Annotated in this window: 20 protein-coding genes, 3 tRNA genes and 2 rRNA genes (1 of these 25 cut by a window edge); 5 read left to right on the top strand and 20 right to left on the bottom strand. The window is 36.9% G+C overall.

Annotation, left to right across the window (positions count from 1 at the left end; genetic code table 11):
- The 15 genes from ACVC7Q_RS07670 to ychF all read right to left on the bottom strand — a co-directional run.
- Positions 1-1018 (bottom strand): 23S ribosomal RNA (locus ACVC7Q_RS07670) (it extends 1884 nt beyond the left edge of the window).
- A 123-nt stretch (positions 1019-1141) separates the two neighbouring features.
- Positions 1142-1214, bottom strand: a tRNA-Ala gene (locus tag ACVC7Q_RS07665).
- Positions 1215-1267: 53 nt separating this feature from the next.
- Positions 1268-2815: ribosomal RNA gene (locus ACVC7Q_RS07660) — 16S ribosomal RNA — on the bottom strand.
- The 16S and 23S rRNA genes sit together here with 1 tRNA gene alongside, the layout of an rRNA operon.
- Positions 2816-3056: 241 nt before the next feature.
- Complete coding sequence (locus tag ACVC7Q_RS07655; protein ID WP_447265439.1) at positions 3057-3536, bottom strand: sigma-70 family RNA polymerase sigma factor; 480 nt, start codon at positions 3534-3536, stop codon at positions 3057-3059.
- Between the two features lie 153 nt (positions 3537-3689).
- A tRNA-Glu gene (locus tag ACVC7Q_RS07650) sits at positions 3690-3761 on the bottom strand.
- Between the two features lie 91 nt (positions 3762-3852).
- Positions 3853-5826, bottom strand: coding sequence for an ATP-dependent zinc metalloprotease FtsH (gene ftsH / locus ACVC7Q_RS07645; RefSeq protein WP_045760074.1), 1974 nt, complete (start codon positions 5824-5826; stop codon positions 3853-3855).
- Between the two features lie 10 nt (positions 5827-5836).
- Positions 5837-6379 carry a hypoxanthine phosphoribosyltransferase gene (hpt, locus tag ACVC7Q_RS07640; protein ID WP_045760073.1) on the bottom strand — a complete coding sequence of 181 codons (543 nt, stop codon included), beginning with the start codon at positions 6377-6379 and terminating at the stop codon, positions 5837-5839.
- A gap of 4 nt (positions 6380-6383) precedes the next feature.
- A complete protein-coding gene (gene tilS, locus ACVC7Q_RS07635; protein WP_447265438.1) occupies positions 6384-7658 on the bottom strand; it encodes a tRNA lysidine(34) synthetase TilS in 1275 nt (424 codons plus the stop codon).
- Positions 7658-8944, bottom strand: coding sequence for a serine hydrolase (locus ACVC7Q_RS07630; RefSeq protein WP_447265437.1), 1287 nt, complete (start codon positions 8942-8944; stop codon positions 7658-7660). Before ACVC7Q_RS07630 ends, tilS begins: the two co-directional genes overlap by 1 nt.
- On the bottom strand, positions 8916-9044 hold the full coding sequence (locus ACVC7Q_RS07625) for an SP_0009 family protein (protein WP_003009253.1): 129 nt from the start codon (positions 9042-9044) through the stop codon (positions 8916-8918). Before ACVC7Q_RS07625 ends, ACVC7Q_RS07630 begins: the two co-directional genes overlap by 29 nt.
- 3 nt (positions 9045-9047) lie before the next feature.
- Positions 9048-9416 carry an FtsB family cell division protein gene (locus ACVC7Q_RS07620; RefSeq protein WP_003010764.1) on the bottom strand — a complete coding sequence of 123 codons (369 nt, stop codon included), beginning with the start codon at positions 9414-9416 and terminating at the stop codon, positions 9048-9050.
- The gene (locus ACVC7Q_RS07615; RefSeq protein ID WP_003002258.1) at positions 9409-9675 is read right to left on the bottom strand and encodes an RNA-binding S4 domain-containing protein; all 267 of its coding nucleotides are present in this window, start codon (positions 9673-9675) and stop codon (positions 9409-9411) included. Before ACVC7Q_RS07615 ends, ACVC7Q_RS07620 begins: the two co-directional genes overlap by 8 nt.
- Before the next feature lie 68 nt (positions 9676-9743).
- Entirely contained in the window at positions 9744-13238 is a 3495-nt protein-coding gene (mfd, locus tag ACVC7Q_RS07610; RefSeq protein ID WP_447265436.1) for a transcription-repair coupling factor, read from the bottom strand.
- Between the two features lie 4 nt (positions 13239-13242).
- Entirely contained in the window at positions 13243-13812 is a 570-nt protein-coding gene (gene pth / locus ACVC7Q_RS07605; RefSeq protein ID WP_447265435.1) for an aminoacyl-tRNA hydrolase, read from the bottom strand.
- Between the two features lie 68 nt (positions 13813-13880).
- Complete coding sequence (gene ychF / locus ACVC7Q_RS07600) at positions 13881-14996, bottom strand: redox-regulated ATPase YchF (RefSeq protein WP_447265434.1); 1116 nt, start codon at positions 14994-14996, stop codon at positions 13881-13883.
- 178 nt (positions 14997-15174) lie between these two features.
- Here ychF and ACVC7Q_RS07595 point away from each other — a divergent pair, with 178 nt between their 5' ends.
- Positions 15175-15672 (top strand): DUF1307 domain-containing protein, encoded by a 498-nt coding sequence (locus ACVC7Q_RS07595; RefSeq protein WP_049514973.1) that lies wholly within the window; start codon positions 15175-15177, stop codon positions 15670-15672.
- A gap of 35 nt (positions 15673-15707) precedes the next feature.
- On the opposite strand, the gene ACVC7Q_RS07590 is transcribed toward ACVC7Q_RS07595, so the two are convergent.
- The 5 genes from ACVC7Q_RS07590 to ACVC7Q_RS07570 form a co-directional block, all read right to left on the bottom strand.
- Positions 15708-15899: a DUF951 domain-containing protein gene (locus ACVC7Q_RS07590; RefSeq protein WP_003002008.1), complete on the bottom strand. Its 192-nt coding sequence runs from the start codon at positions 15897-15899 to the stop codon at positions 15708-15710.
- Between the two features lie 12 nt (positions 15900-15911).
- Positions 15912-17048: a DNA polymerase III subunit beta gene (dnaN, locus tag ACVC7Q_RS07585; protein WP_277839135.1), complete on the bottom strand. Its 1137-nt coding sequence runs from the start codon at positions 17046-17048 to the stop codon at positions 15912-15914.
- Between the two features lie 159 nt (positions 17049-17207).
- Positions 17208-18566 carry a chromosomal replication initiator protein DnaA gene (gene dnaA, locus ACVC7Q_RS07580; RefSeq protein WP_447265433.1) on the bottom strand — a complete coding sequence of 453 codons (1359 nt, stop codon included), beginning with the start codon at positions 18564-18566 and terminating at the stop codon, positions 17208-17210.
- 266 nt (positions 18567-18832) lie between these two features.
- The gene (locus tag ACVC7Q_RS07575; RefSeq protein ID WP_447265432.1) at positions 18833-19594 is read right to left on the bottom strand and encodes a ParB/RepB/Spo0J family partition protein; all 762 of its coding nucleotides are present in this window, start codon (positions 19592-19594) and stop codon (positions 18833-18835) included.
- Positions 19595-19665: 71 nt separating this feature from the next.
- A complete protein-coding gene (locus tag ACVC7Q_RS07570) occupies positions 19666-20847 on the bottom strand; it encodes a S1C family serine protease (protein ID WP_447265431.1) in 1182 nt (393 codons plus the stop codon).
- A 204-nt stretch (positions 20848-21051) separates the two neighbouring features.
- Between ACVC7Q_RS07570 and rlmH the strand changes: the two genes are divergently transcribed.
- The 4 genes from rlmH (at position 21052) to ACVC7Q_RS07550 (ending at position 24090) form a co-directional block, all read left to right on the top strand.
- Positions 21052-21531, top strand: coding sequence for a 23S rRNA (pseudouridine(1915)-N(3))-methyltransferase RlmH (gene rlmH, locus ACVC7Q_RS07565; RefSeq protein WP_447265430.1), 480 nt, complete (start codon positions 21052-21054; stop codon positions 21529-21531).
- A 42-nt stretch (positions 21532-21573) separates the two neighbouring features.
- Positions 21574-21647 (top strand) — tRNA-Arg (locus tag ACVC7Q_RS07560).
- 347 nt (positions 21648-21994) lie between these two features.
- Positions 21995-23335: a sensor histidine kinase gene (locus ACVC7Q_RS07555; RefSeq protein ID WP_447265429.1), complete on the top strand. Its 1341-nt coding sequence runs from the start codon at positions 21995-21997 to the stop codon at positions 23333-23335.
- Positions 23332-24090, top strand: coding sequence for a LytR/AlgR family response regulator transcription factor (locus ACVC7Q_RS07550; RefSeq protein WP_049514967.1), 759 nt, complete (start codon positions 23332-23334; stop codon positions 24088-24090). The genes ACVC7Q_RS07555 and ACVC7Q_RS07550 overlap by 4 nt, the downstream gene beginning before the upstream one ends.
- Positions 24091-24140: the final 50 nt, after the last annotated feature.

Raw genomic sequence — 24140 nt, 5'->3', positions numbered from 1 at the left:
GCTGTTTCCCTTTCGACTACGGATCTTAGCACTCGCAGTCTGACTGCCGACCATAATTCATTGGCATTCGGAGTTTATCTGAGATTGGTAATCCGGGATGGACCCCTCACCCAAACAGTGCTCTACCTCCAAGAATCTCTAATGTCGACGCTAGCCCTAAAGCTATTTCGGAGAGAACCAGCTATCTCCAAGTTCGTTTGGAATTTCTCCGCTACCCACAAGTCATCCAAGCACTTTTCAACGTGCCCTGGTTCGGTCCTCCAGTGAGTTTTACCTCACCTTCAACCTGCTCATGGGTAGGTCACATGGTTTCGGGTCTACGACATAATACTAATGCGCCCTATTCAGACTCGGTTTCCCTGCGGCTCCGTCTCTTCAACTTAACCTCGCATCATATCGTAACTCGCCGGTTCATTCTACAAAAGGCACGCTCTCACCCATTAACGGGCTCGAACTTGTTGTAGGCACACGGTTTCAGGTTCTATTTCACTCCCCTCCCGGGGTGCTTTTCACCTTTCCCTCACGGTACTGGTTCACTATCGGTCACTAGAGAGTATTTAGGGTTGGGAGATGGTCCTCCCAGATTCCGACGGGATTTCTCGTGTCCCGCCGTACTCAGGATACTGCTAGGTATAAAGACTATTTCGAATACGAGGCTCTTACTCTCTTTGGCTGACCTTCCCATGTCATTCTTCTATACTCTTTAAGTCCACATTGCAGTCCTACAACCCCGAAGAGTAAACTCTTCGGTTTGCCCTCCTGCCGTTTCGCTCGCCGCTACTCAGGCAATCGCTTTTGCTTTCTCTTCCTGCAGCTACTTAGATGTTTCAGTTCACTGCGTCTTCCTCTACCTATCCTTAACAGATAGGAGTACTAGCCATTAGCTAGTGGGTTCCCCCATTCGGACATCTCTGGATCGTCGCTTACTTACAGCTCCCCAAAGCATTTCGTCGTTTGTCACGTCCTTCTTCGGCTTCTAGTGCCAAGGCATCCACCGTGCGCCCTTATTAACTTAACCTTATTTTTGGTCTTGCGACCTAAACTCTTTAAATATTTACAGCGTTTCGGTTTATTTTCTTGTTACTATTTGATATAGATATTCAATTTTCAATGTTCAAACTTAACACTACTAAAGTGTTAATGGAGCCTAGCGGGATCGAACCGCTGACCTCCTGCGTGCAAAGCAGGCGCTCTCCCAGCTGAGCTAAGGCCCCACAAGACCTCTCAAAACTAAACAAGACCAACGTACAGGTTTCCTTTTCCTTAGAAAGGAGGTGATCCAGCCGCACCTTCCGATACGGCTACCTTGTTACGACTTCACCCCAATCATCTATCCCACCTTAGGCGGCTGGCTCCAAATGGTTACCTCACCGACTTCGGGTGTTACAAACTCTCGTGGTGTGACGGGCGGTGTGTACAAGGCCCGGGAACGTATTCACCGCGGCGTGCTGATCCGCGATTACTAGCGATTCCGACTTCATGTAGGCGAGTTGCAGCCTACAATCCGAACTGAGACTGGCTTTAAGAGATTAGCTTGCCGTCACCGACTCGCGACTCGTTGTACCAGCCATTGTAGCACGTGTGTAGCCCAGGTCATAAGGGGCATGATGATTTGACGTCATCCCCACCTTCCTCCGGTTTATTACCGGCAGTCTCGCTAGAGTGCCCAACTGAATGATGGCAACTAACAATAGGGGTTGCGCTCGTTGCGGGACTTAACCCAACATCTCACGACACGAGCTGACGACAACCATGCACCACCTGTCACCTCTGTCCCGAAGGAAAGCTCTATCTCTAGAGCGGTCAGAGGGATGTCAAGACCTGGTAAGGTTCTTCGCGTTGCTTCGAATTAAACCACATGCTCCACCGCTTGTGCGGGCCCCCGTCAATTCCTTTGAGTTTCAACCTTGCGGTCGTACTCCCCAGGCGGAGTGCTTAATGCGTTAGCTGCGGCACTGAGTCCCGGAAAGGACCCAACACCTAGCACTCATCGTTTACGGCGTGGACTACCAGGGTATCTAATCCTGTTTGCTCCCCACGCTTTCGAGCCTCAGCGTCAGTTACAGACCAGAGAGCCGCTTTCGCCACCGGTGTTCCTCCATATATCTACGCATTTCACCGCTACACATGGAATTCCACTCTCCCCTTCTGCACTCAAGTTAAACAGTTTCCAAAGCGTACTATGGTTAAGCCACAGCCTTTAACTTCAGACTTATCTAACCGCCTGCGCTCGCTTTACGCCCAATAAATCCGGATAACGCTCGGGACCTACGTATTACCGCGGCTGCTGGCACGTAGTTAGCCGTCCCTTTCTGGTAAGTTACCGTCACAGTGTGAACTTTCCACTCTCACACTCGTTCTTCTCTTACAACAGAGCTTTACGATCCGAAAACCTTCTTCACTCACGCGGCGTTGCTCGGTCAGACTTCCGTCCATTGCCGAAGATTCCCTACTGCTGCCTCCCGTAGGAGTCTGGGCCGTGTCTCAGTCCCAGTGTGGCCGATCACCCTCTCAGGTCGGCTATGTATCGTCGCCTTGGTGAGCCGTTACCTCACCAACTAGCTAATACAACGCAGGTCCATCTGGTAGTGAAGCATTTGCCCCTTTCAAGCAGATGTCATGCAACATCTACTGTTATGCGGTATTAGCTATCGTTTCCAATAGTTATCCCCCGCTACCAGGCAGGTTACCTACGCGTTACTCACCCGTTCGCAACTCATCCGCTCGGTGCAAGCACCAAGCTTCAGCGTTCTACTTGCATGTATTAGGCACGCCGCCAGCGTTCATCCTGAGCCAGGATCAAACTCTCATTAAAATAATTGTTTGTCTTAAACTCATTCTGTCACTGACAGATTTATTGTTTTTTATTGTTCAGTTACTATAACTTCCGTTATAGTGCCCTGCACATTGGTTCGTCTTGTTCAGTTTTCAAAGGTCTTTGTCGCTCTCTCGCGACAACTATATTAGTATATCATGACCTGGACTTACTGTCAACACTTTTTTTCAAAAAATTTTATTTTTTGAAAGTTTTTTTAAACACTTTTAAATTTCATTTTTTAAATGGAATTTTTAAAATCCTTTAGATAGTTCTCTAATTTCTTTTTCATTTTTGCTTTTCCTTGACATCTTCTGTTTGTTAGTAATGCTTCATATTGTTCTTTTTCTTTTACTGTTAATTTTTCTTTAAAATCCTTTAAAGAATCTCTTAGAACTACCAGTTCGTCTAAATATATTTTTCTTGATGAAATTCTGTGGCTAATTTCCCCAATTTCGATATATGGAAGTCTATTAATTTTTCTTTTATCACTTTCCTGTTGTCTTATTTTATCTTTAATATGATTTCTAAATTTTGTTTTGAAATATGTATAAAGTAATTCTTCATTTGTTTCAATTTCAGGATTCTTTTGATAAAGTTCAAACAGAGTTAGCTGACCTTCTTGTTCCCAATCATCTTTTTCCCATAATTGAATATAATATTCTTTTTCACATTTTCTTACGATATATTTTACTTTTTGATACATTTTATTAAATTCCATAAGCTCTCCTTTACTTTTATCTGTATTTTATAAAAATAAAGAAGCCTCTTGGACTTTTTTTCTATTCTGCACGTTTTTTTAACTATTTGGTTATTATTTTAACTATTTTGTTCAAATACACAAAAAAACTGCCACTTGGTGACAGTTTATCGATAGTCCGTACGGGATTCGAACCCGTGTTACCGCCGTGAAAAGGCGGTGTCTTAACCCCTTGACCAACGGACCATTTTTACAACATATTCTATTATACAGAATATTTTTACTCTGTCAACACTTTTTTAATAAAAAAAGAAGGAAATATTTTCCTTCTTTTAAATTAGTTGTTTTCTTCTAATTTTGACTTAATCTCATCATAGGATAGAGGTTTTGCTTCTTCTTCTAATTCATGTTCTGAATTTTCGGGCATTTTTCCTGTTTCGTATAATGATTTAATTTGGACACTATCCAAGGTTTCATATTTTAATAGAGCTTCGGCAATCAGTTTATGCGTTTCTCTATTTCCTTGAATAATTTCCGCAGCTTTATTACGGGCTTCATTCAACAGACCACGAACTTCTTCATCGATTTCGTAAGCTGTTTGTTCTGAAATCATTTTTTGTGGACTTTGGGCACCAAACATCGCATGATTTCCTTCATATTGAACCGGTCCAAGTTTTTCACTCATACCATATTCTGTTACCATCGCACGCGCCATTTGGGTTGCTTGTTCAAAGTCATTTGAAGCACCTGTTGTTTGCGAATTGAAAATAATTTCTTCGGCAACACGTCCTCCCATGAGCCCTGCTAATTGTTCTTTCATATCTTCTTTAGAAAGTAACATTTGATCTTCTTTAGGAAGGGCAATCATGTAACCGCCTGCGCGACCACGTGGAACAATGGTAACTTTATGAACCACACGTGCATTTGATAAGACAAGACCAACGATCGTATGACCAGCTTCATGATAAGCAACCATTTCTCGCTCTTTTTGTGAAATCGTCCGATCTTTCTTAGATGGACCTGCAATAACACGATCTTCTGCTTCATCAATATCAGCAGCATCAATTACTTTTTTATTTCGACGAGCCGCTACCAAGGCTGCTTCGTTCAAAACATTTTCAAGATCAGCACCGACAAATCCTGGTGTCTGTTGTGCAACCAGTTTTAAGTCGACATCTTGAGCAAGCGGTTTATTTTTAGCATGAACACGAAGAATCGCCTCACGACCTTTCACATCTGGACGTCCAACCAATACTTTACGGTCAAAACGGCCAGGACGAAGAAGGGCAGGGTCAAGAACATCAGAACGGTTGGTTGCTGCGATCACGATGATTCCTTCATTGCCTTCAAAACCATCCATCTCAATCAGGAGCTGGTTGAGGGTTTGTTCACGTTCATCATTTCCGCCACCAAGACCTACACCACGTTGACGCCCAACGGCATCAATTTCGTCGATAAAGATAATGGCTGGGGCTGCTTTTTTAGCATCTTCGAAAAGTGAACGAACACGACTAGCTCCGACTCCGACAAACATTTCAACAAAGTCAGAACCAGAGATACTGAAGAATGGTACTCCAGCTTCTCCAGCTACTGCTTTTGCTAGAAGGGTTTTACCAGTTCCTGGAGGGCCTTCAAGAAGCACACCTGCTGGAATCCTTGCTCCTAATTTAGTAAAGCGTTTTGGATCTTTCAAAAACTCAACAACTTCAACAAGTTCTTGTTTTTCTTCCTCAGCTCCTGCTACATCTGAAAAACGAACTTTAATATCTTCTTTATTAGCAGCACGGGCTTTATTACGACCAAAGTTCATCGCACCACGAGCACCACCGCCACCACCTTGGTTCATCATGGAGAAGAAGAAGAACATGACGATAACAAATGGAACAATTGAAGTGAGAATTGTTATCCACATGCCACTTGAGCTCTCACGCTTGATAGTGATTTCTGCTTTGTGGTCAGCTGCTAATTTTTGTAATTCATTGATGGTGATATCAGATGGAAGGATGACACTAGTAAAGCGAGATACTTTTTGAACACTCGGGGTAAAAAATTGAATCCCTGTATCTTCTTTTGATTCTTTTGCTTTATTATAGGTCCCTGCAATTTCAATCACACTACCATTTGGTTGGTAACTGATCGTTTTGACATTATCATTTTTAATTTCCTTGACCAATTCTGTGTAGTTGATTTGCTGACTTTGACCAACTCCATTACCCGCAAAAAAGTACTGGAATCCTGTCACAGCCGCTACAATAATCAACAAATACAGAAAAGGATTTCGAACAAAACCGTTGTTTTTTCTGTTATTCATCTAGTCTCCTCTATTTTGAGTACACTTCCTCTTTTAATACACCAACATATGGTAGGTTACGATAATTTTCTTCATAGTCTAAACCATATCCGACAACAAACTCATTCGGAATCGTAAAGCAAGTATAATCTGCTTCGATCTCAACCAAACGTCCTTCAGGTTTATCCAATAATGTCGCAATCTTCACAGATGCTGCATTTCGTTCTTCAAAGAGTTCTTTTAGACTCTTGAGGGTTTTACCTGTATCGATGATATCTTCCACAAATAAAATATCTCTACCTGTAATATCCTGATCAATATCCTTGATAATATTAATGATACCTGAACTTGCTGTACCACCATGATAACTTGACACCAACATAAAGTCTAATTCAATATGAGTATCAACATGGTTGATCAACTCTGCCATAAATGGAACAGAACCCTTCAAAATACCAACGAAAATAGGATTTTTTCCTTGATACTCTTTTGTTAGGGTTTCACCCAATTTTTTTGCTGCTTCTACAATTTCATCATGTGAAACCAATACTTTTTTTATATCTTTTTCTAACATGTTTTTACCTATCTATTTTTTGAATATAAAGACTATCTTTCATTATACCACTTTTTGAGGGCTTACTCAAATCACTCGTTACCAATCCCACGACTGAAAGAATATTATGATTCTGTTCTAAAATGAGAGCCTTTTGCCGAAGAGAAATTGGGATTTTATGATTGATAAACCACCGCCTTAATTTTTGATGGTGGCCATTAACAAGCAGCTGATCTCCTTCCTCTCGCCTTCTAATTAAGATGGGCGTTTCGCGTGAAACAGAAAGAATTTCCACATTTTTCCCTACTAATGGGTGGCCAAAAGATAATTTATAATTTGCAATCTCAAAGATATTCCCAAATTCTAACAAAAATGGGAGGACTTGGTCATCCAACTTTTGACTGATTTTTTGTATTTCAAAGAAATCATATTCTTGATGGAGTTCATAATTTGACTTTAAATAATGGACACAATTTCTTTTTTTTCTTAGTAAATCTAGTAATTCTTGAAACTGGACTCTACCAAGTTGTAAATCTGGAAATTGTGCCAGATACTCTTCTAATAAGAAAGACTGGACAGAATCGGAATAAGTTCTAAAAGAAGCTAAATCTTGAATAGTAAACTCGCTAGTCAATTCTTTCAGTGCTTTGTGCCATTGAGTCACTTCCTCTGCTAAATAGCGAAGACTTGCTTGCATTTGAGGATTTTCTTTTTCAAATTCTGGAAGGTATTGATGGCGTACACGATTGCGAAAATAATCCTGTGAGTAATTACTATTGTCTTCAAAATGAGGAATTTTCATTAACTCATCTTTGGTAAAACTCAATAAAGGACGGATTAATTCACCTTTTCCAAATGGTTGGCGTACAGGAATGCCACTCAAGTGACGTAATTTAGTTCCTCTTATCAAGCGCATGAAAGTTGTTTCAGCTTGATCGTTTGCATGATGGCCTGTTACTAAAGCAGTACAATTCTCTTTCTCCATAATCTGTCTAAAAAAATCATAACGAAAGGTACGAGCTTTTGCTTCTGTAAAATCACCCAAATAGTGAGCAACGTGGATACATGTCTTGCGCCTGTCAGCTAGTGTTCGAAGTTCTCTTTCTTCTAAATCTGATTCTGGTCTTTGTCCATGATTAACATGAGCAAGTATCAGTTGGATTTTCAATCGTTCTTTGTTCTTTTCTAAAAGTTCGTACAGATTCATTGAATCCAATCCACCCGATAAGGCAACTAAAACACGACGATGGGAAGTAAATAGATCTTGTTTTTCACAAAACTCTAAAAATCGCTTTTCCATTATTTCAATACCTCATAGATATCCTTTGAAATATTGGAAATCGTATCATAATTTGAATGATCTGTAAAAATGGCTAGTACATAGGGTGAATTTGTGTAGACAATCGCAACATCATGTCTAAAATCATAGGCATCTCCAATTTTATGAGCAACCTTTACTGGAAGGTCACGCGCAATCCGTTGATCATCGAATTTTGTAGAGGAGAGCGCATCAATAATTGAGCCATTCTGTTGATAGACAGCCTCCATAACATTGCCAGCCATTTCAGCGGATGCTTCTCTTTTTTCAACATCCCAATGTTTTTTTGCAATTTTATCCAAAGTTTTTTGGAAATCTTGATCTGATTGATGAGTGACATAATAATTCAAGATATTATGGCCAACATTATCGGATTCTTTTGCAATCTTATCTACTAATTCTTGGACACTATATTCCTTACCATCTGCTGTTTTTGAAATACTACCGCTTCCTTCTGGTTCATAACCACCTTTAAAGTCATTGACTTCTGGAATATACTTGTAGGTTGTAGATGGAGAAATGGCTTTTTTATTGAGCTGTTCTTGGACATAATACAAGTATGGTAATTTCGTTACACTGGCAGAATACATTTCTTTTTGCGGATTTATTCCAGCAGTATTTCCAGTCGCTAATTGTTTTACATAGATTCCATACGAAGGAGAATTGTATTTACTATTTAACAAGTCCTGGACTTTTTCCATTCGATTATCTTTTTCAGTGACGAATGCTTTGTTCACCCAGCCCTGACCTTCAATCTCCACAAACTCATCTCGTAAAGTCTTAGCAGTACGTAAGACTGTCACTTTTGTATAAGGAGAAAGAGGTGTATTTTTTTCTTTTGCACCATTTATTAAGGGGCGGTCGTACACTTTAAAACCAGGTTTTAGCCACATGTCTTGTTTTTTTTCTTGTGTTTCTTGTACAACATCAGAAAAAATGACAGAAGAATCTGCTAATACATACCCTTTCTCTGCTATTTTAAATACAGCTTTCCCTTCATCATTTACAAAGAGTTGTTCGATTGTAAACGGTGAATTTGGAAGAATTTCTCCTTTTGTTTTTTTCAACTGAGGATCAGAGAAAATAGAAATTTTGCGATAGACATTAGGGTTCGCTGGAATTGAAGAAAAATAAAGTTCTGATGGATGAGCCATTATCTGAGAAGACTCAGACTGCTCAACACTCGCTGCTTGAGACCCAATAAATAAAATTGGAACTAACAATAGGAGCAGAAATCGTTTAGACACCTGTATTCCTTTCCTTTTCATCCTTTTGAAGTTTGATCATTTGGTTTTTCTTTTTTAATTCCTCTAATTTTTCATCCGAAAATTCAAGAAATTGTTTAACTGTTTGTAAAATATTTTCCATCGGTTATTGGGGGAGTAAATCTGGGATGGTATAAACATATTCACCATCTTTTGAAAAAGAATACTTGGCGCGTGCATATTTTGTTGCGTAATCATCGTCTTTTAATTTTTTAGCGATGTCTTGTTGGTATTCTTTTTGTTCACTTGTCTCTTTATACTCTTTTTCCAACTGTTTGTATTGTTCTTTTTTATCTTGTAGCGATTGATAGCTCTGGGCTAAATTATAAGTTGGAAGAATAAACAGTAACATGACCAATATCAAGACGAGTCCCATAAAACGATTACGTTTTTTTCTTTCTTCTTCTAAAAAACGTTTTCGCTGACTTTCATCTTTGATATATTTATTGTTCATTTGAACGATATTTTTAGGCATCTTCTTCTATCCTTGTTTCACTAATGATTTCGTACATTTTGGATGCATCTTCTTTTTTTGTACTATCCAACATTTCCAAGACTTTAACCGTCAATACTTTATTTCCAAAACGAACTTCAATTTGATCATTCACTTTCAAATCCGTTGAACTTTTGGCTAATACTCCATTAACTTTGATCCGCCCTTTATCTGCAACTTCCTTTGCAACAGGGCGACGCTTAATAATGCGAGAAACTTTCAAATATTTATCTAATCTCATACTGTCACCTCTAACATAGTATTGTATCATTTTTTATACATAAAATGCGAAAAATGAGCTAAGAACTGCTAGTTCTCTTCTATTTCCTGTTTAATTTCCAATAAGGTTTGACCAAATTGCTTCAGAGCTTCTAAAATTTCAAAATCTTTCTTGTTTCGAATATCAAAGATTACTTCAATCAATCCCTTTTCTTCAGCAATCTGTGCCTTCAACTGTGTCATTGACAGAGCTTTGAAATAATCCTGTGTTAAAAACAGTTGTTTGGCAATAGGTTCAAATTTCACTGTCACTTTTTGTTGTTTTCTCTCAACAAGACGGACAAAGACTTGATCCAAATAAGCTTTCACTAAACCAATTTCAAGTAGATAGGCGACAACATCTGGGTATTCTCCAAAACGATCAATCAATTCATCTTGCAAGTATTCATAGTCACTCGCAGAATTCATTTCACGAATTTGTTTGTAAATTTCAATTTTTTGACGTTGATCTGAAATATATTCATTAGGTAAATAAGCATCTATTTGAAGGTTCAACTCTGCATTACTCTTTTGCCTGCGATGCTCTTGGCCTTGTTTCTTAGCAATAGCTTCTTCTAACAATTGAGAATACATTTCAAAACCAACTGAATCGATGAAACCAGATTGAGAAGCTCCAAGGATATTTCCTGCTCCACGGATCGATAGATCTCGCATAGCAATTTTAAATCCAGACCCCAACTCAGTAAAACCTTTAATAGCTTCTAAACGTTTTTCAGACACTTCTGTAAGAGATTTGTCTGGACGATACATCAAATAAGCATAAGCGATTCGGTTGCTTCGTCCCACACGACCTCTTAGTTGATAAAGAGTTGAAAGTCCCATATGATCCGCATTTTCAATAAAGAGTGTATTGGCATTTGGAATATCCACACCTGTCTCAATAATGGTTGTCGTCACTAAGACATCGTATTCGCCATTAATGAAATCCAACAAGGTATTTTCTAGGCGAACTTCACTCATTTGGCCATGAACAAAGCCAATCGAAGCCTCTGGAATCAACTCTTTTAACTCGGATACTTTTTGCTCAATCGTATCTACCTTATTGTAAAGATAGTACACTTGACCTCCACGATCTATCTCCCGCAACACAGCATCTCGAATAATAGTTGGATTGGTCTCTAATACAAAAGTTTGCACAGGATACCGATTAGTTGGAGGTGTTTCAATGACAGACAAATCTCGAATTCCTAGCATAGACATATGGAGCGTCCGAGGAATAGGGGTAGCTGTCAAGGTAAGCACATCCACCTTTTTTTTCAATTCTTTCAAGGTTTCTTTATGCTTTACTCCAAAACGTTGCTCTTCATCGATCACAATCAAGCCCAAGTCTGAAAAGACGACATCTTTAGACAATAACCGGTGAGTTCCAATAATAATGTCCACTCGTCCTTTTTTCAATTTTTCAAGCGTTTCCTTCTGCTCTGCTTTACTCTGGAAACGACTTAAAACAGCAACTTCTACCGCAAAAGCTTCAAAACGCTCCTTAAAATTGGCATAATGTTGTTGGGCAAGAACAGTCGTAGGAACCAGCACTGCTACTTGTTTATGATCATTTACTGCCTTAAAGGCTGCTCGCATAGCAACTTCTGTTTTCCCAAAACCGACGTCTCCAACCAGCAGTCGGTCCATCGGACGATTCGATTCCATATCTTTTTTGATTTCTTCAATGGAGCGCAACTGATCATCTGTTTCAATATATGGAAAATCTTGTTCAAAAGCTTCTTGATTTTCGTCATCTGAAGAATAAGCAAAACCTTCTAATTGACTACGCTCTGCATAGAGTTTTATCAAATCATCCGCAATATCCTCCACCTGGGTCTGAACCTTTTGCTTCGTTTTTTGGAAACGACCATCGTTTAATTTGTTAATTTTTGGCGTTTTTCCATCACTTGCAACGTATTTGGACAACATCTGAATCTGATCGACAGGAATCGAGATGCGATCTCCATTTTGATATTGAATGGAGACATAATCACGATGGACACCCGAAATTTCAATCGTTTCAATTCCCAAATATTGACCAATACCATGAACTTGGTGAACAACATAGTCCCCTTTTTCCAGTTCATTATAATTTTTTAGACGTTCTGCATTGGAAATATTTTGCCTGCGAATCTTTCGCTTGATTTTTTTCTGATAAATCTCTGACTCTGTAATGTAGACAATTTTTTCATCAACAAATTGAAAACCGTGAGCTAGTCCTCCAACAATTAATTGACTAGCTTGAGGGATGATCGCATCCCCATCGATATAATCTAATCGAATTCCATACTCTTCTAAATTTTTATGGAGCTGTTGAAGATTGTGATGAGAACTTGCTTGGACAATAACCGTATAGTTTGATTTTCGATACCGTTCAATTTCCTCTTTTAGTAAATCAAATTGTCCAAAAAACTCCTGCATTGGGTATTGATTAAATTGATACAAATGATCAAACTTCAGATTTCCCAATCCTTTTTGAAAGTTTGAAAAATAAGTTGCAGGTGTATATTTTCGTAATATTATACTGGTGTCTGCAAAATAAACTTGGCGAGAAGAAGCTCTATTTTTATGTAAATCTTCCGTCAAGAAATTAGCTGTATCTAGTTCAAATCTCGCTATTTGATCGGCTATTTTTTGATAATCATCCAGAAAAACAGGAGTGTGTTTAGGGAGATAATCAAATAATGTATATTGTTTCTCATAAAAGAAACTAATAAATTTTCTAAGATCCGTATGGAGTTTTCTTTGAGAAATATCTCCTAGAATTTCTGCTAGATAAGATTTAAATTCTTCATTCGCGCTCTGTTCTTGCAATTGTTCGATTTGCTTCTGACCACGGATGAAATCTTCCTCTTGCAATAATAGATCACTCACCGCTTTCAGTTGAACTTCTTCGACATTTTCAACAGAACGCTGGCTTTCTGGGTCAAAGATTCGGATCCCATCAATCTCATCTCCGAAAAATTCAATCCGATAGGGTTGGAGTTGGTCGATCTCAAAGATATCTAAAATATCTCCTCGTAGACTAAACTCACCTTGTTGCAAAACCTGGCCCACTTTTTGATAGCCAATTTTCTGTAATGTTTCACTCAGAATAGTTAAGTCTATTTCTTGACCAACCTTCAATTGAAAAATGCTAGATGCAAAAACTTTAGGAGAAGGTAACAGTAGTTTAATACCACTCACATTGGTCACAAGGATACCTTGACGATCCTCTTGACATAAAAAATTCAAAGCCTCTAATCGTGCAAATTGCCTTTCTTGTGAAGCAAAAACAAATTCTGCTAAAGGGTTATCATCTCCCAAAAATGTATGGACCTTATCCTCTCCAAGTAAAGCAATAAAATCACTAGCCAATCGTTCCGCTTCGTTATAACTGGAGGTGATGAGGACTGCTTTTTCAATAGAATCAAAGGCTGAAGCCATTACAATAGCCTTAGTAGTCGCAGATAATCCTAAGATCAATTCTCTATTATTTTTCTGCAAACCTTGTTGCCAGGATAGAAGGTTGGAGTTTTGACTCACTAAATCAATTACATTCATCTACTTACCCGTTGTATTTCTGCATGCTTCTTTCAAAATTTTCTTCTACCAAGTAATCGTTAACTGCTTCTTCTACTCGATCGATTGTTTGTAGAATGGTGATGTAATCGTCTTTATCAAATTTTCCTAAGACATGATGAACAACTGACATACCCTGCTTAGGTCTTCCAATTCCAATCTTAATTCTATAAAAAGTCTGAGTTCCAATATGATTGATAATCGATTTGATTCCGTTATGACCTCCAGCTGATCCTTTAGCTCGAAGACGAATCTTGCCAATTTCCATATCTAAATCATCGTAAACAACCAAAAGATCTTCAATATCCAGACCATAATAAGTCAGAAGAGCATGGACTGCTTTTCCACTCTCATTCATGAAAGTGGTTGGCTTTACAAAATAAACCTTTTCGCCATTCAAAAATGTTGAGGCAATATCAGCTTGAAAAATCTTATCATGGGAGAAAGTAAGATTTAAAGACTTTGCCATTTGATCAACTAACATAAAGCCTACATTGTGTTTGGTTTCAACATACTTATCACCTGGATTTCCCAATCCAACAATTAATTTCGTCATCTCTTTCCTTTCAAAACACTAAAAGGGTTGGAAATATTTTTTCCAACCTTTATATCTTTTTAACTTTCTTAAACATTGAAACGGAATTCCATGATGTCCCCGTCTTGGACAACATATTCTTTTCCTTCTTCGCGCAAGCGTCCCGCTTCTTTTACAGCCTTTTCAGAACCGTATTTCACCAAATCATCATAGGACATGGTCACGGCACGAATAAATCCTTTTTCAAAGTCAGAGTGGATGATTCCAGCAGCTTGAGGAGCTTTCATGCCACGTTTGAAGGTCCAAGCACGCACTTCTTTTTCACCAGCTGTGAAATAAGTGCCAAGTCCCAACAAGTGGTAAGCTGCACGCGTGAGTTTATCGACTCCAGACTCTGTTAAGCCAATTGCCTCTAAAAATTCTTGTTTATCTGCATCATCTAGCTCAGAAATTTCTTCCTCAGCACGCGCAGAAATCACCACTACTTCCGCATTCTCTGTTGCCGCAAAGTCACGAATTTGCTTCACATAGTCAATAGAGTCTGGATCTGCAACAAGATCTTCATCCACATTTGCTACATAAAGAACTGGTTTGGTAGTCAAAAGGAAAAGTCCTTTCACCACTTTTTGTTCTTCCTCAGTGAATTCAATGGTCCGAGCTGATTTACCATCTTCAAGAACTGGTTTGATTTTTTGTAGAACATTAAATTCAGCAACAGAATCCTTATCTTTTTGTGTACGAGCGATTTTTTCTACACGCGCATAACGTTTATTGACAGACTCTAGGTCAGCTAAAATTAATTCTAAATTGATGGTATCAATATCTGCCAGTGGATCAACAAAGGCATCTTCACGCCCTTGCTCCCGCATGACATTTTCATCATCAAAAGCACGTACCACATGGACAATAGCATCCACTTCACGGATATTGGCTAGGAATTTGTTACCAAGTCCTTCCCCTTTAGAAGCTCCTTTCACAATCCCAGCAATATCGGTAAATTCAAAAGTGGTCGGAACTGTCTTCTTAGGAGTAATCATTTCCGTCAATTTTTGGAGGCGTTCATCTGGAACTTCTACCATCCCGACGTTTGGATCAATGGTCGCAAAGGGATAGTTTGCGGCCTCTGCTCCTGCTTTTGTAATTGCGTTAAATAGGGTTGATTTACCAACATTTGGTAAGCCAACGATACCTGCTGTTAATGCCATTTTTTCTTTTTCTCCGTTCAAATTTCAATCTCTTTTATTATAACATAATTCAAAAGACAAGTGATGAAAAATGAAATATTTCATCACCTTTGAAACTAGAATTTTTCATCAAACTGTAACGTTCTAAAAAGGTAAATATGGTATACTTTATTTAACAACTAACAAAGGAGTTTTTCAGATGAAAAAACAAACATGGAAATCTATTTTCCTTTCTTTAATCGCTATCTTTACACTCTTTCTTCTTGGAGCTTGTGGACAACAATCTGTTCAAAAATCCTATCTTCAAAAGATTAACCAAGATGGAAAAGTAGATATTCGAGTAACATTTGAACACAAAGGCGATAAAACAATTAGTAACCAAACCATTAATACTATTTACTACAAAGAAGCTGGAGTTGCAAAAGATCAATTAAAAGAAATAGTTGACAAATACGAGGAAGATAACAAAGACGTCAAAGGATTTACTCATTCTGCTGAGTTCAATGATAAATACATGGTTGAAACAACAACTCTCAATTATGAAAAAGCAAATTTAGATCAACTGATTGAAAAGAATTTATTGACTACCCGACAAGATAAAAAAGTCGACTATGTCAGCTACAAGTCAACTGTTGATATGTTAAAACAAAGTGGTTTCAAAGAAGTTAAAAATGGAAAATTTGAAGAATTAAAATAATTGAAAAGGTTCGGTCACATAAGTGACTGAACCTTTTATAGTACTTTCTTCATTTTCTGTTCAAAATCATGGCGACTCATCATGACCACATGATCACAATTGCTACACTTGATTTTTATATCTGCACCAAGTCGCGTAATTTCCCAACGATTTGCCTTCTTGCCTGTTTCTTTTATCACACAAGCGTGAGGCTTTTTCATTTCTACAAAATCACCTAACGTATACATGATTCACCTATGTTAATTTGTGCGAACTGGCGTAATTAATTGAATGAACCCTTGTTCATTTCCTTCCGGAACCAATGTAAATGGTCTAACAGAAGAAATGAAACGAATTACAACTTGTTCACTGTCAATAGCTTTTAGCGCCTCAATCAAATAAGTTGGATTAAAGCTGATTGACAAATCCTCTCCTGACACAGCGTTAGTATCGATTTCTTCATTTACTCGTCCAACTTCTGGTGAATGAACGTGGGAAGAAACCACTCCATTTTTGAACTCTAATTTAACCGTTCCGTTTTGAGTTGCATTTGAAAGAAGACGAGCACGCTCCATTGCAAATCGAAGGTTGGCCACATTGAAGGTTGCCTCTGTATTGAACTCTGTTGGAATGAGACGATCTGTATCAGGGTAATTTCCTTCTAGCAAACGGGTATAGAAACTAATGTGTTCACTTCTAAAGAGGATTTGATTGTTAGCAAAGAAAACTTCAACGGTTTCAATATCATCAGAAAAGACAGAGGTGAATTCACGAAGAGAACGACTTGGGATGACGACATCAAAGTTGTCTCCATTTTTCTCCAGTGTAATCACTTTTTGACTCATACGGTGAGAGTCTGTTGCTACTGTTTTTAGCTCTTTATTATCTGATAAAACAAAGTGAACGCCTGTCAAGATTGGACGACTCTCTTGTACACTTGCTGCAAATGCCGTTTCATTAATCAATTGTTTTAATAATTTTGTTTCCAAAACTAATGGATTACTTGCAGCAATTTCTTGGATACGTGGGTATTGATCTGCATCTTTTCCTTTAAGTGTAATTTCTGATTTACCACTTGTTAAGAGAACTTGTTTTTGTTCAATCTCTTTAAAATCTAAAGTAACATCTGGTAAACTTGAAACCACATTAATAAAGAAAGTTGCTTCCAATAAAATAGAACCTGGAGAAGTCACTAATAAACCTGCATTTTCATCTTTAATAGAAATAAAGTTTTCAATTGAAATTTGGCCATTCGATCCTGATAAGGCAACTCCTTCTGGAGTTACATCTATTTTAATTGTTGAGAGGATTGGAATAGCATTTTTTGAACTGATCGCTCTTTTTGTAGTATTTAGTGCTTGTAAAAATAAAGTTTTGTTAATAGAGAAATTTATCATGGTCATTCCTTTTATTTATTTTATTATTAGTAAGTTAATAGTAATAGTAGGTTGTGTGGAAGTTGTGGAAAACTCTCAGAATCCTATCTACGACTTGAAAAGTTACTTGTTTAAAAATTGTGCATAACCCCTAGAAGTTTATAGAAAGTTATCCACAGATTAATTTAATTTTTTCTTGATGCTTTGAATTTCGAGTCGAAGATTATCATCTGTATCGACCATACTTTTAATTTTTTCATAGGCATGAATGACAGTTGTGTGGTCTTTCCCACCGAATTCTTTTCCGATTCGAGGAAGTGAGTTGTCCGTCATCTCTCTTGAAAGATACATAGCCACTTGTCGTGCTAGGACAATATTCTGAACTCTTCGAGAACCTTTGATTTCTTTTACACTGACTCCATAGAAGGCTCCAACTGCTTCCTGAATTTTTTCAATAGGGATGACAAGCGTCTTGCTATTATCATTTTTACGAGCTCGAATAGCTTCAGCTGCAACATCGATCGTAATTTCTTTTAGTTTCTTTACCTTCGCCATTAAAGAAATGTCATTTAAGGCCCCCTCTAAGTCTCGGACATTTGAATCAAACTGACCAGCTAGATATTCTAGTGTGTCATTAGGAAAAATATAGTCTAGATCTTCAATTTTATTCCGTAAGATGGCAATCCGAGTTTCAAAATCAGGTGGTGTTATATTTTGAGTTAGTCCCCATTTGAAACGAGTAACTAACCGCTCTTCAAGACTATCTAAATGATCCGGACTTCGATCACTTGTTAGAACAATCTGTTTGTTGTCGCTATGGAGGGCATTAAAGGTATTAAAGAATTCCTCTTGAGTCGTGACTTTTTTACCACCAAGTGACTGGATATCATCGATCAATAAAAGATCTAAACTTCGATAGGTATTCTTAAACGTCTTCATTTCTCCTAATCGAAGGTGCTCTAAAAATTCATTAATAAAGGTTTCTGCTGGGACATACTTAACCCGTGCATTTGGAATATTTTCTAGGATTTGATTTCCAATTGCATTCAATAGGTGAGTCTTTCCAAGCCCTGGTCCACCATAGATAAAGAGAGGGTTGTAAGTTGTTGCAAGATTTTCAGAAACTGCAAGCGCTGCTGCTTTCGCCCAAATATTTCCATCCCCTTGCACAAAATTATCAAAGGTATACTTCGATTTCAGACCTGTATCAATTTTAGGTAACGGTTCGGTTGTTAAGCTACCTGAAGACAGTCTCCTATTCTCACTGCTATGATTACTAGGAATTTCTTCGGTATCTTCAAAAACGAAATGGAATTTCAAATCTGTATTGTAGACTTCAAAGCTGGCTGTGATCAAAGCATTTTTTAGATTTGTTTCCCAAAACAATTCTTTATAATTTCCATCAAGATAAATGGTAGCTGCCTCTCCATCAATTTTGACTAATTTTGAATCAGCGACAAAAAAGTCATACGCACTATCTTTTAGTTGTAATTGGGCTAATTCTAAAAAACGAGACCAAAATTGCTCTTCTTGTGACACTATCAGACTTCCCTCCTTTTCTTGAATTGTATCAAATCATACTTACTCCTATTCTACCACAAACGAAAATAGTTTTCCACAGGCTAAATTTTAGAAAAGAAAATTATATTTTCAAACTTTTCCACAGGTTGTGGATTTAAATTCACATTGTTTTTAAAAGTTATCCACAAAGTGGGGATAACTAGAGAATATCCTTATTTTTATGATATTTGCAAAAGATTATTATGGTGGAAAAACTTGTCAATACAAAAATAAAAATAACAGCCTTATTTTAGGCTGTTGATAATTCGTTGGTATTCATCGAGACTTGAAAAAGAAATTTGGATAGTTCCTTTATTTTGCGAAGAGGAGTGTATCGTCACTTCTGTTCCCAATATTTTTTTCAATCGTTGTTCCTCTTCTAGTAGGAAATTTTCTTTTACTTTTTTATTTTTCTGTTTTCTTTTTGAACTGATCTTGTTCTCTAATGTTCGAACATTTAAATGATCCTGTTTGATTCGCTCCAACCAAAAGCGCTGCTCTTCTTCATCAAGAGGAACGAGAACACGCGCGTGAGCCGAAGAAATATCATTTTGAATGACTGCCTCTTGAACAGAGGGAGCTAGATGTAACAAGCGAAGCATATTGCTGATATAAGGTCTAGATTTCCCTATAAATTGAGCGATTTGGTCGTGCTTATAGCCATGATCAACTAGCTTCTGGTAGGATATAGCTTCTTCGATTGGATTGAGATCTTCACGTTGAAGATTTTCGATAATGGCTTGTCGCATCATTTCTTGATCTGTTAACTCTTTAATAATCGCAGGAACAAGCTTTAATCCAGCAATTTTTGAAGCTCTAAAACGTCTTTCACCTGCAAGTAATTCAAAACCAATAATCGGAGATTTTCTGACAATAATGGGTTGAATTAAGCCATTTTCTTTGATTGACTGAGCCAGTTCTTCTAATTTTTCTTGATCAAATACTTTTCTTGGTTGGAAAGGATTAGTTCGAATGTCCTTTACCGCTATCTTTTCTAATTTTTCCATCTTATGAATAGAATAACACACCTTTACAAATTCGTAAAGGTGTGTTTACAAGTATGTCAAGAAAGTGAAAGTTAATTGCTTAGATCTTCAGTTGATTTTGTCAATTTGATGGAAGTTGTTTGTTGTTTTCCATCACGATAGAATGTGATCTTGATCGTATCATTGATTTGGTGAGAATAGAGGGCAGATTGTAAATCTGCAGTTGACTCGATAGTTGTATCGTCTATCTTTGTGATCACATCGTAGCGTTGCAATTTATCTGAAGCCGGCATATTTTCAAGTGTTGAACGAACCAGTACTCCTCCAGAGATTTTTTCAGGAAGTTTTAATTGGCTTAAATCAGAAGTTGAAAGATTAGATAAATCCATCATTTGGATTCCAAGAGCTGGTCGAACCACTTTTCCTTTTTCTTCTAGTTGTTTGATAATATTGACAACATCATTTGCAGGAATTGCAAAGCCCATTCCTTCTACTGAAGTTTGTCCGTTATTTGAAATTTTACTGGAGGTAATTCCGATGACTTGTCCCTGAATATTGATTAATGGACCTCCAGAATTCCCTGGGTTGATGGCAGCATCTGTTTGTAAGGCGCGTGTAGAGATATTTTGTCCATTATCGGCTTTCAATTTCACATTGCGACCTTGGCTAGAAATAATTCCTTGGGTAACAGAATTAGCATAATCAGTTCCAAGAGGGCTACCGATTGCAATCGCAGTCTCACCGACCGTTAATTGGTTTGAATCTCCGAATTCAGCTACTGCCTTTGCTTTATCCGCACTGATGCGAACTACTGCAATATCGGAATAGACATCTGATCCAACTACTTCTCCAGGGACTTTATTACCATCTGCTAAGAGAATATCTACTTTTTTTGCACCATTGATCACATGGGTATTGGTAACAAGGTAAGCATATTTTCCTTCTTTTTTATAAATGACCCCAGAACCTTCACTAGAAATTTGTGAGTCTGAATTGTCTTCTTTTTCAAACAATCCTTGATTCGAAGAATCAGAATAAGTGATCACAGAAACCACAGCATTTTTTACTTTATCGACGGCTTCACTGGTTGAAGTCGTATTTTTGTAAGCTGTTTTAACAGTGGTTGAGTGGACTTGTTTACTTTCAGTATTGGAAGTAGAAGAATGGGTTGTTTGCAATATTAAAAAGGTTCCAAGAATTCCACCTAGTAAACCCACAACAAAAATGAGGGCTATGTTCACAACTTTTTTCAGTAAATTAGATGAAGATTTCATATTTTCCTCCTAAGGCTATCAAATTGTCTAGAGTATAGAAAAACTTTCTTAATTATAACTTAAATAATTAAAGTTATCCACAATTTGTGGATAACTTGTAACATTTAGTTTAGAAATAGCTTTAAAAAGGACTTTATAGAACAGCTTTCCTTTCTGTACCTGTGGATTATTTGTGGAATTAAAGAATTATGCTACAATAGGAGAATGAAAATAAAATTGATAACCGTTGGAAAATTAAAAGAAAAATACTTAAAAGATGGGATTGCGGAGTATATTAAAAGGCTTGGTCGATTTGCGAAAGTAGAACAGGTTGAGTTAGTTGATGAAAAAACTCCAGATCGTGCTAGTCAACTCGAAAATCAACAAATCCTTGAAAAAGAGGGAGAACGAATTCTCTCTAAAATTTCAGATAAAGAATATGTGATTGTACTGGCTATTGAAGGAAAACAATTTCCTTCAGAGAAATTTAGTCAAACGATCGACCAGATTATGACATCTGGTTATTCAAACCTTACTTTTGTTATTGGAGGCAGTCTTGGTCTGTCTCATGAAGTGAAAAAAAGAGGAAATCTATTAATGAGCTTTGGTCAATTAACTCTTCCTCATCAGTTGATGAAATTAGTGTTGGTGGAACAAATCTATCGTGCTTTCATGATTCAACAGGGGAGTCCTTACCATAAATAACCTTGACGCTCCTTCCTTTTTCTGCTAAAATGAAGTAAGTTCGGTCTCATAGCTCAGCTGGATAGAGCATTCGCCTTCTAAGCGAACGGTCGCAGGTTCGAATCCTGCTGGGATCAAATGAAAGATGCAGTTTTTGCTGCATCTTTTCTTTTTGTAAAAATGTATAAATTTTCATTATCTGTTAATTTTTGTATACTTCACTATAAACAAATAGCAATGGGATGATTTATTAGGAATTTTTTGAAAAATAACTAATAATCCCTATATAGTGCAAAGTATAGATTATATAAATTGTGTAAAATAGTTTTCAATCCTGTAACAAAAACATTAAAAAGATTACAATTTTATCGTTTCCCTTTAATTTTAGGCTATTTTATATTATAATTTTTTGTATATAAAATTTTATTTTTTATAATAATACTAGAGTATAATAAAATAGAAAAAACAAAATGGGAGAGTTTGTGTGATTCAGTCATTAGTCTTGTCTTTTCTTTTAGGAGGGATCATTGTTCTGACGTTTGCATTAGTGGACGAAAAAATCTATCAGGAACATCAATTTTCATTTATCTTTCTGCTGAGCACCTTTGTTCTTCTTTTTGAAAGTCTCTTAGTATTTTTAGATGTGACTCTATTTTCAAATATTCGACTCTCTGATTTAAATATGCTCTTATGGCCGGTTTATTTATATCCTTATTATCATTTTGCCAATCGGACGAATCGCTTGTGCGCCATTTTTTATTCTTTTTTTACTTATTTAGCGGTTGAAGGAACAGCAACTTTTCTGACGATAATTGTCTCTTCAGTGTTGGGGGATGCTTTTGTAGCAGCTTACTCGACTGTTTACAATATGTGCATTCGTTTGGTTTCTTTAGTGATCATCTTGAAGTTAATTGACTTATTTGAATTTGATTTCACTCCTTTTTATGAGAAAGAATTTGAAAAATATTTAAGGAGACTTATCTGTGTCTATTTCGCCATATTTGTAGTGATTAATTTTGCTTTATGGATTAGTGAGCAAGCGCAATATAAAAATTTTGGGAGTATGTTGGCAACGATTTGTTTTTTCTCTTTTGTAGTCAGCTTATTTCATATGAAAATCGAGCGAGATCAGTATCGTAAAAATTTAGAACTGGAGTATAAAGAATTTTCTGAGCAACAAATGAGTCGGTATATGGCTGAAATTCAAAGCCTCTATTCTATTGTTAGGGGATTTCGTCACGATTTGGGAAATTTGGTGATTTCTATGTCATTAGCTATTAGGGAAGAAAATATTCCAGAAATACAGAGAATCCATAGAGAAGTATTGGAAAAAGGTTATAAAGAGATAAACACAGAAGAATTATCAGGCTTCAACTTGGTCAATATCAAAGATTCTGCTTTACGAAGTATTTTGATTCGAGGCTGGTTGGATGCAAGAGATGCTGGGGTAGAAATGACCTTTGAAACAAGTGAACCAATTGAGCAACTACCAGTTGATTTATTAGATATCGTAAGAATTGTTGGAATTCTGGTGACAAATGCTTTGGAAGCTTCAAAAGAAGCGGAAGAAAAGAAAGTTCATGTTGCTATTTTTTCTATTTCAAAAATTGTTTACTTAGTGATTCATAATACAACAAATGAAATCACTTTTGATATCAAGAAAATATATGAAGAAGGTTATTCGACAAAAGGAGAAAATAGAGGACTAGGATTAAATAATGTGAGAAAAATCTTAGCAAATTATGGAACGATGTTTTTAGAAACAGAATTGCAAGAAAATCGTTTTTTACAAGTTTTGAAGATTGGAGGATATGAACAAGAATGAAGATTTTTTTATTAGAAGACGAGCTCTCTCAACAGATACGGGTAGAAAAACACATTGCAGAAATTGCTAAGGAATTAGAAATTAAACTTGACGTGATTTCTACTGGTAAAATTACGGAATTTGAAAATTATATCCAGCATTCGGATATCCACCAATTATATTTTCTAGATATTCATATCCAAGATAATGAGTACTGTGGGCTAGAAATTGCTCAAAAAATACGAGAAGCAAATCCTTATGCCATTATTGTTTTTATTACTACAAAATCAGAATTCGCTTCGATTACCTATCGTTATAAAGTATCTGCCTTGGATTTTATTGATAAAAATTTGAATGAAGATTTATTTAGATTAAAAATCAAGGAGTGTATTGAGTACCTAACAACTATTCAAATTGGAAATGATGATTTGACAGATTATTTTGAGTATGACTTTAAGGATAAAAAGATAAAAATTCCATTTAAAGATATTCTTTATATTGAAACTGTTGGTTCTGCTTATAAATTAAACTTAGTTGGGAAAAATTTTCAAAAAGAAATTGCAGGAAGTTTATCAGATGTCTTGGAGAAAGATGTGGAGGAGAGATATTTCAGTCCCCATCAATCTTACATCGTGAATAGAAGTATGATCGTTGGAATGGATAAGAAAAGGAAACAGTTGTTGTTGAAAGAAGGGTATTCTTGTCCAATCTCAAGAAGCAATATCAAACGTGTCAAAAAATTAATCGAAGAGCAAAATTTAGAATTTAGTGCTTGACAATTAGTTAAATTCTGATATAATGGGATATGTTCTGTTAATGAATATAT

Source organism: Streptococcus sp. W151 (assembly GCF_053010205.1).
The sequence above is the reverse complement of the archived record's forward strand: the minus strand, read 5'-3'. Positions and strand labels throughout refer to the sequence as shown.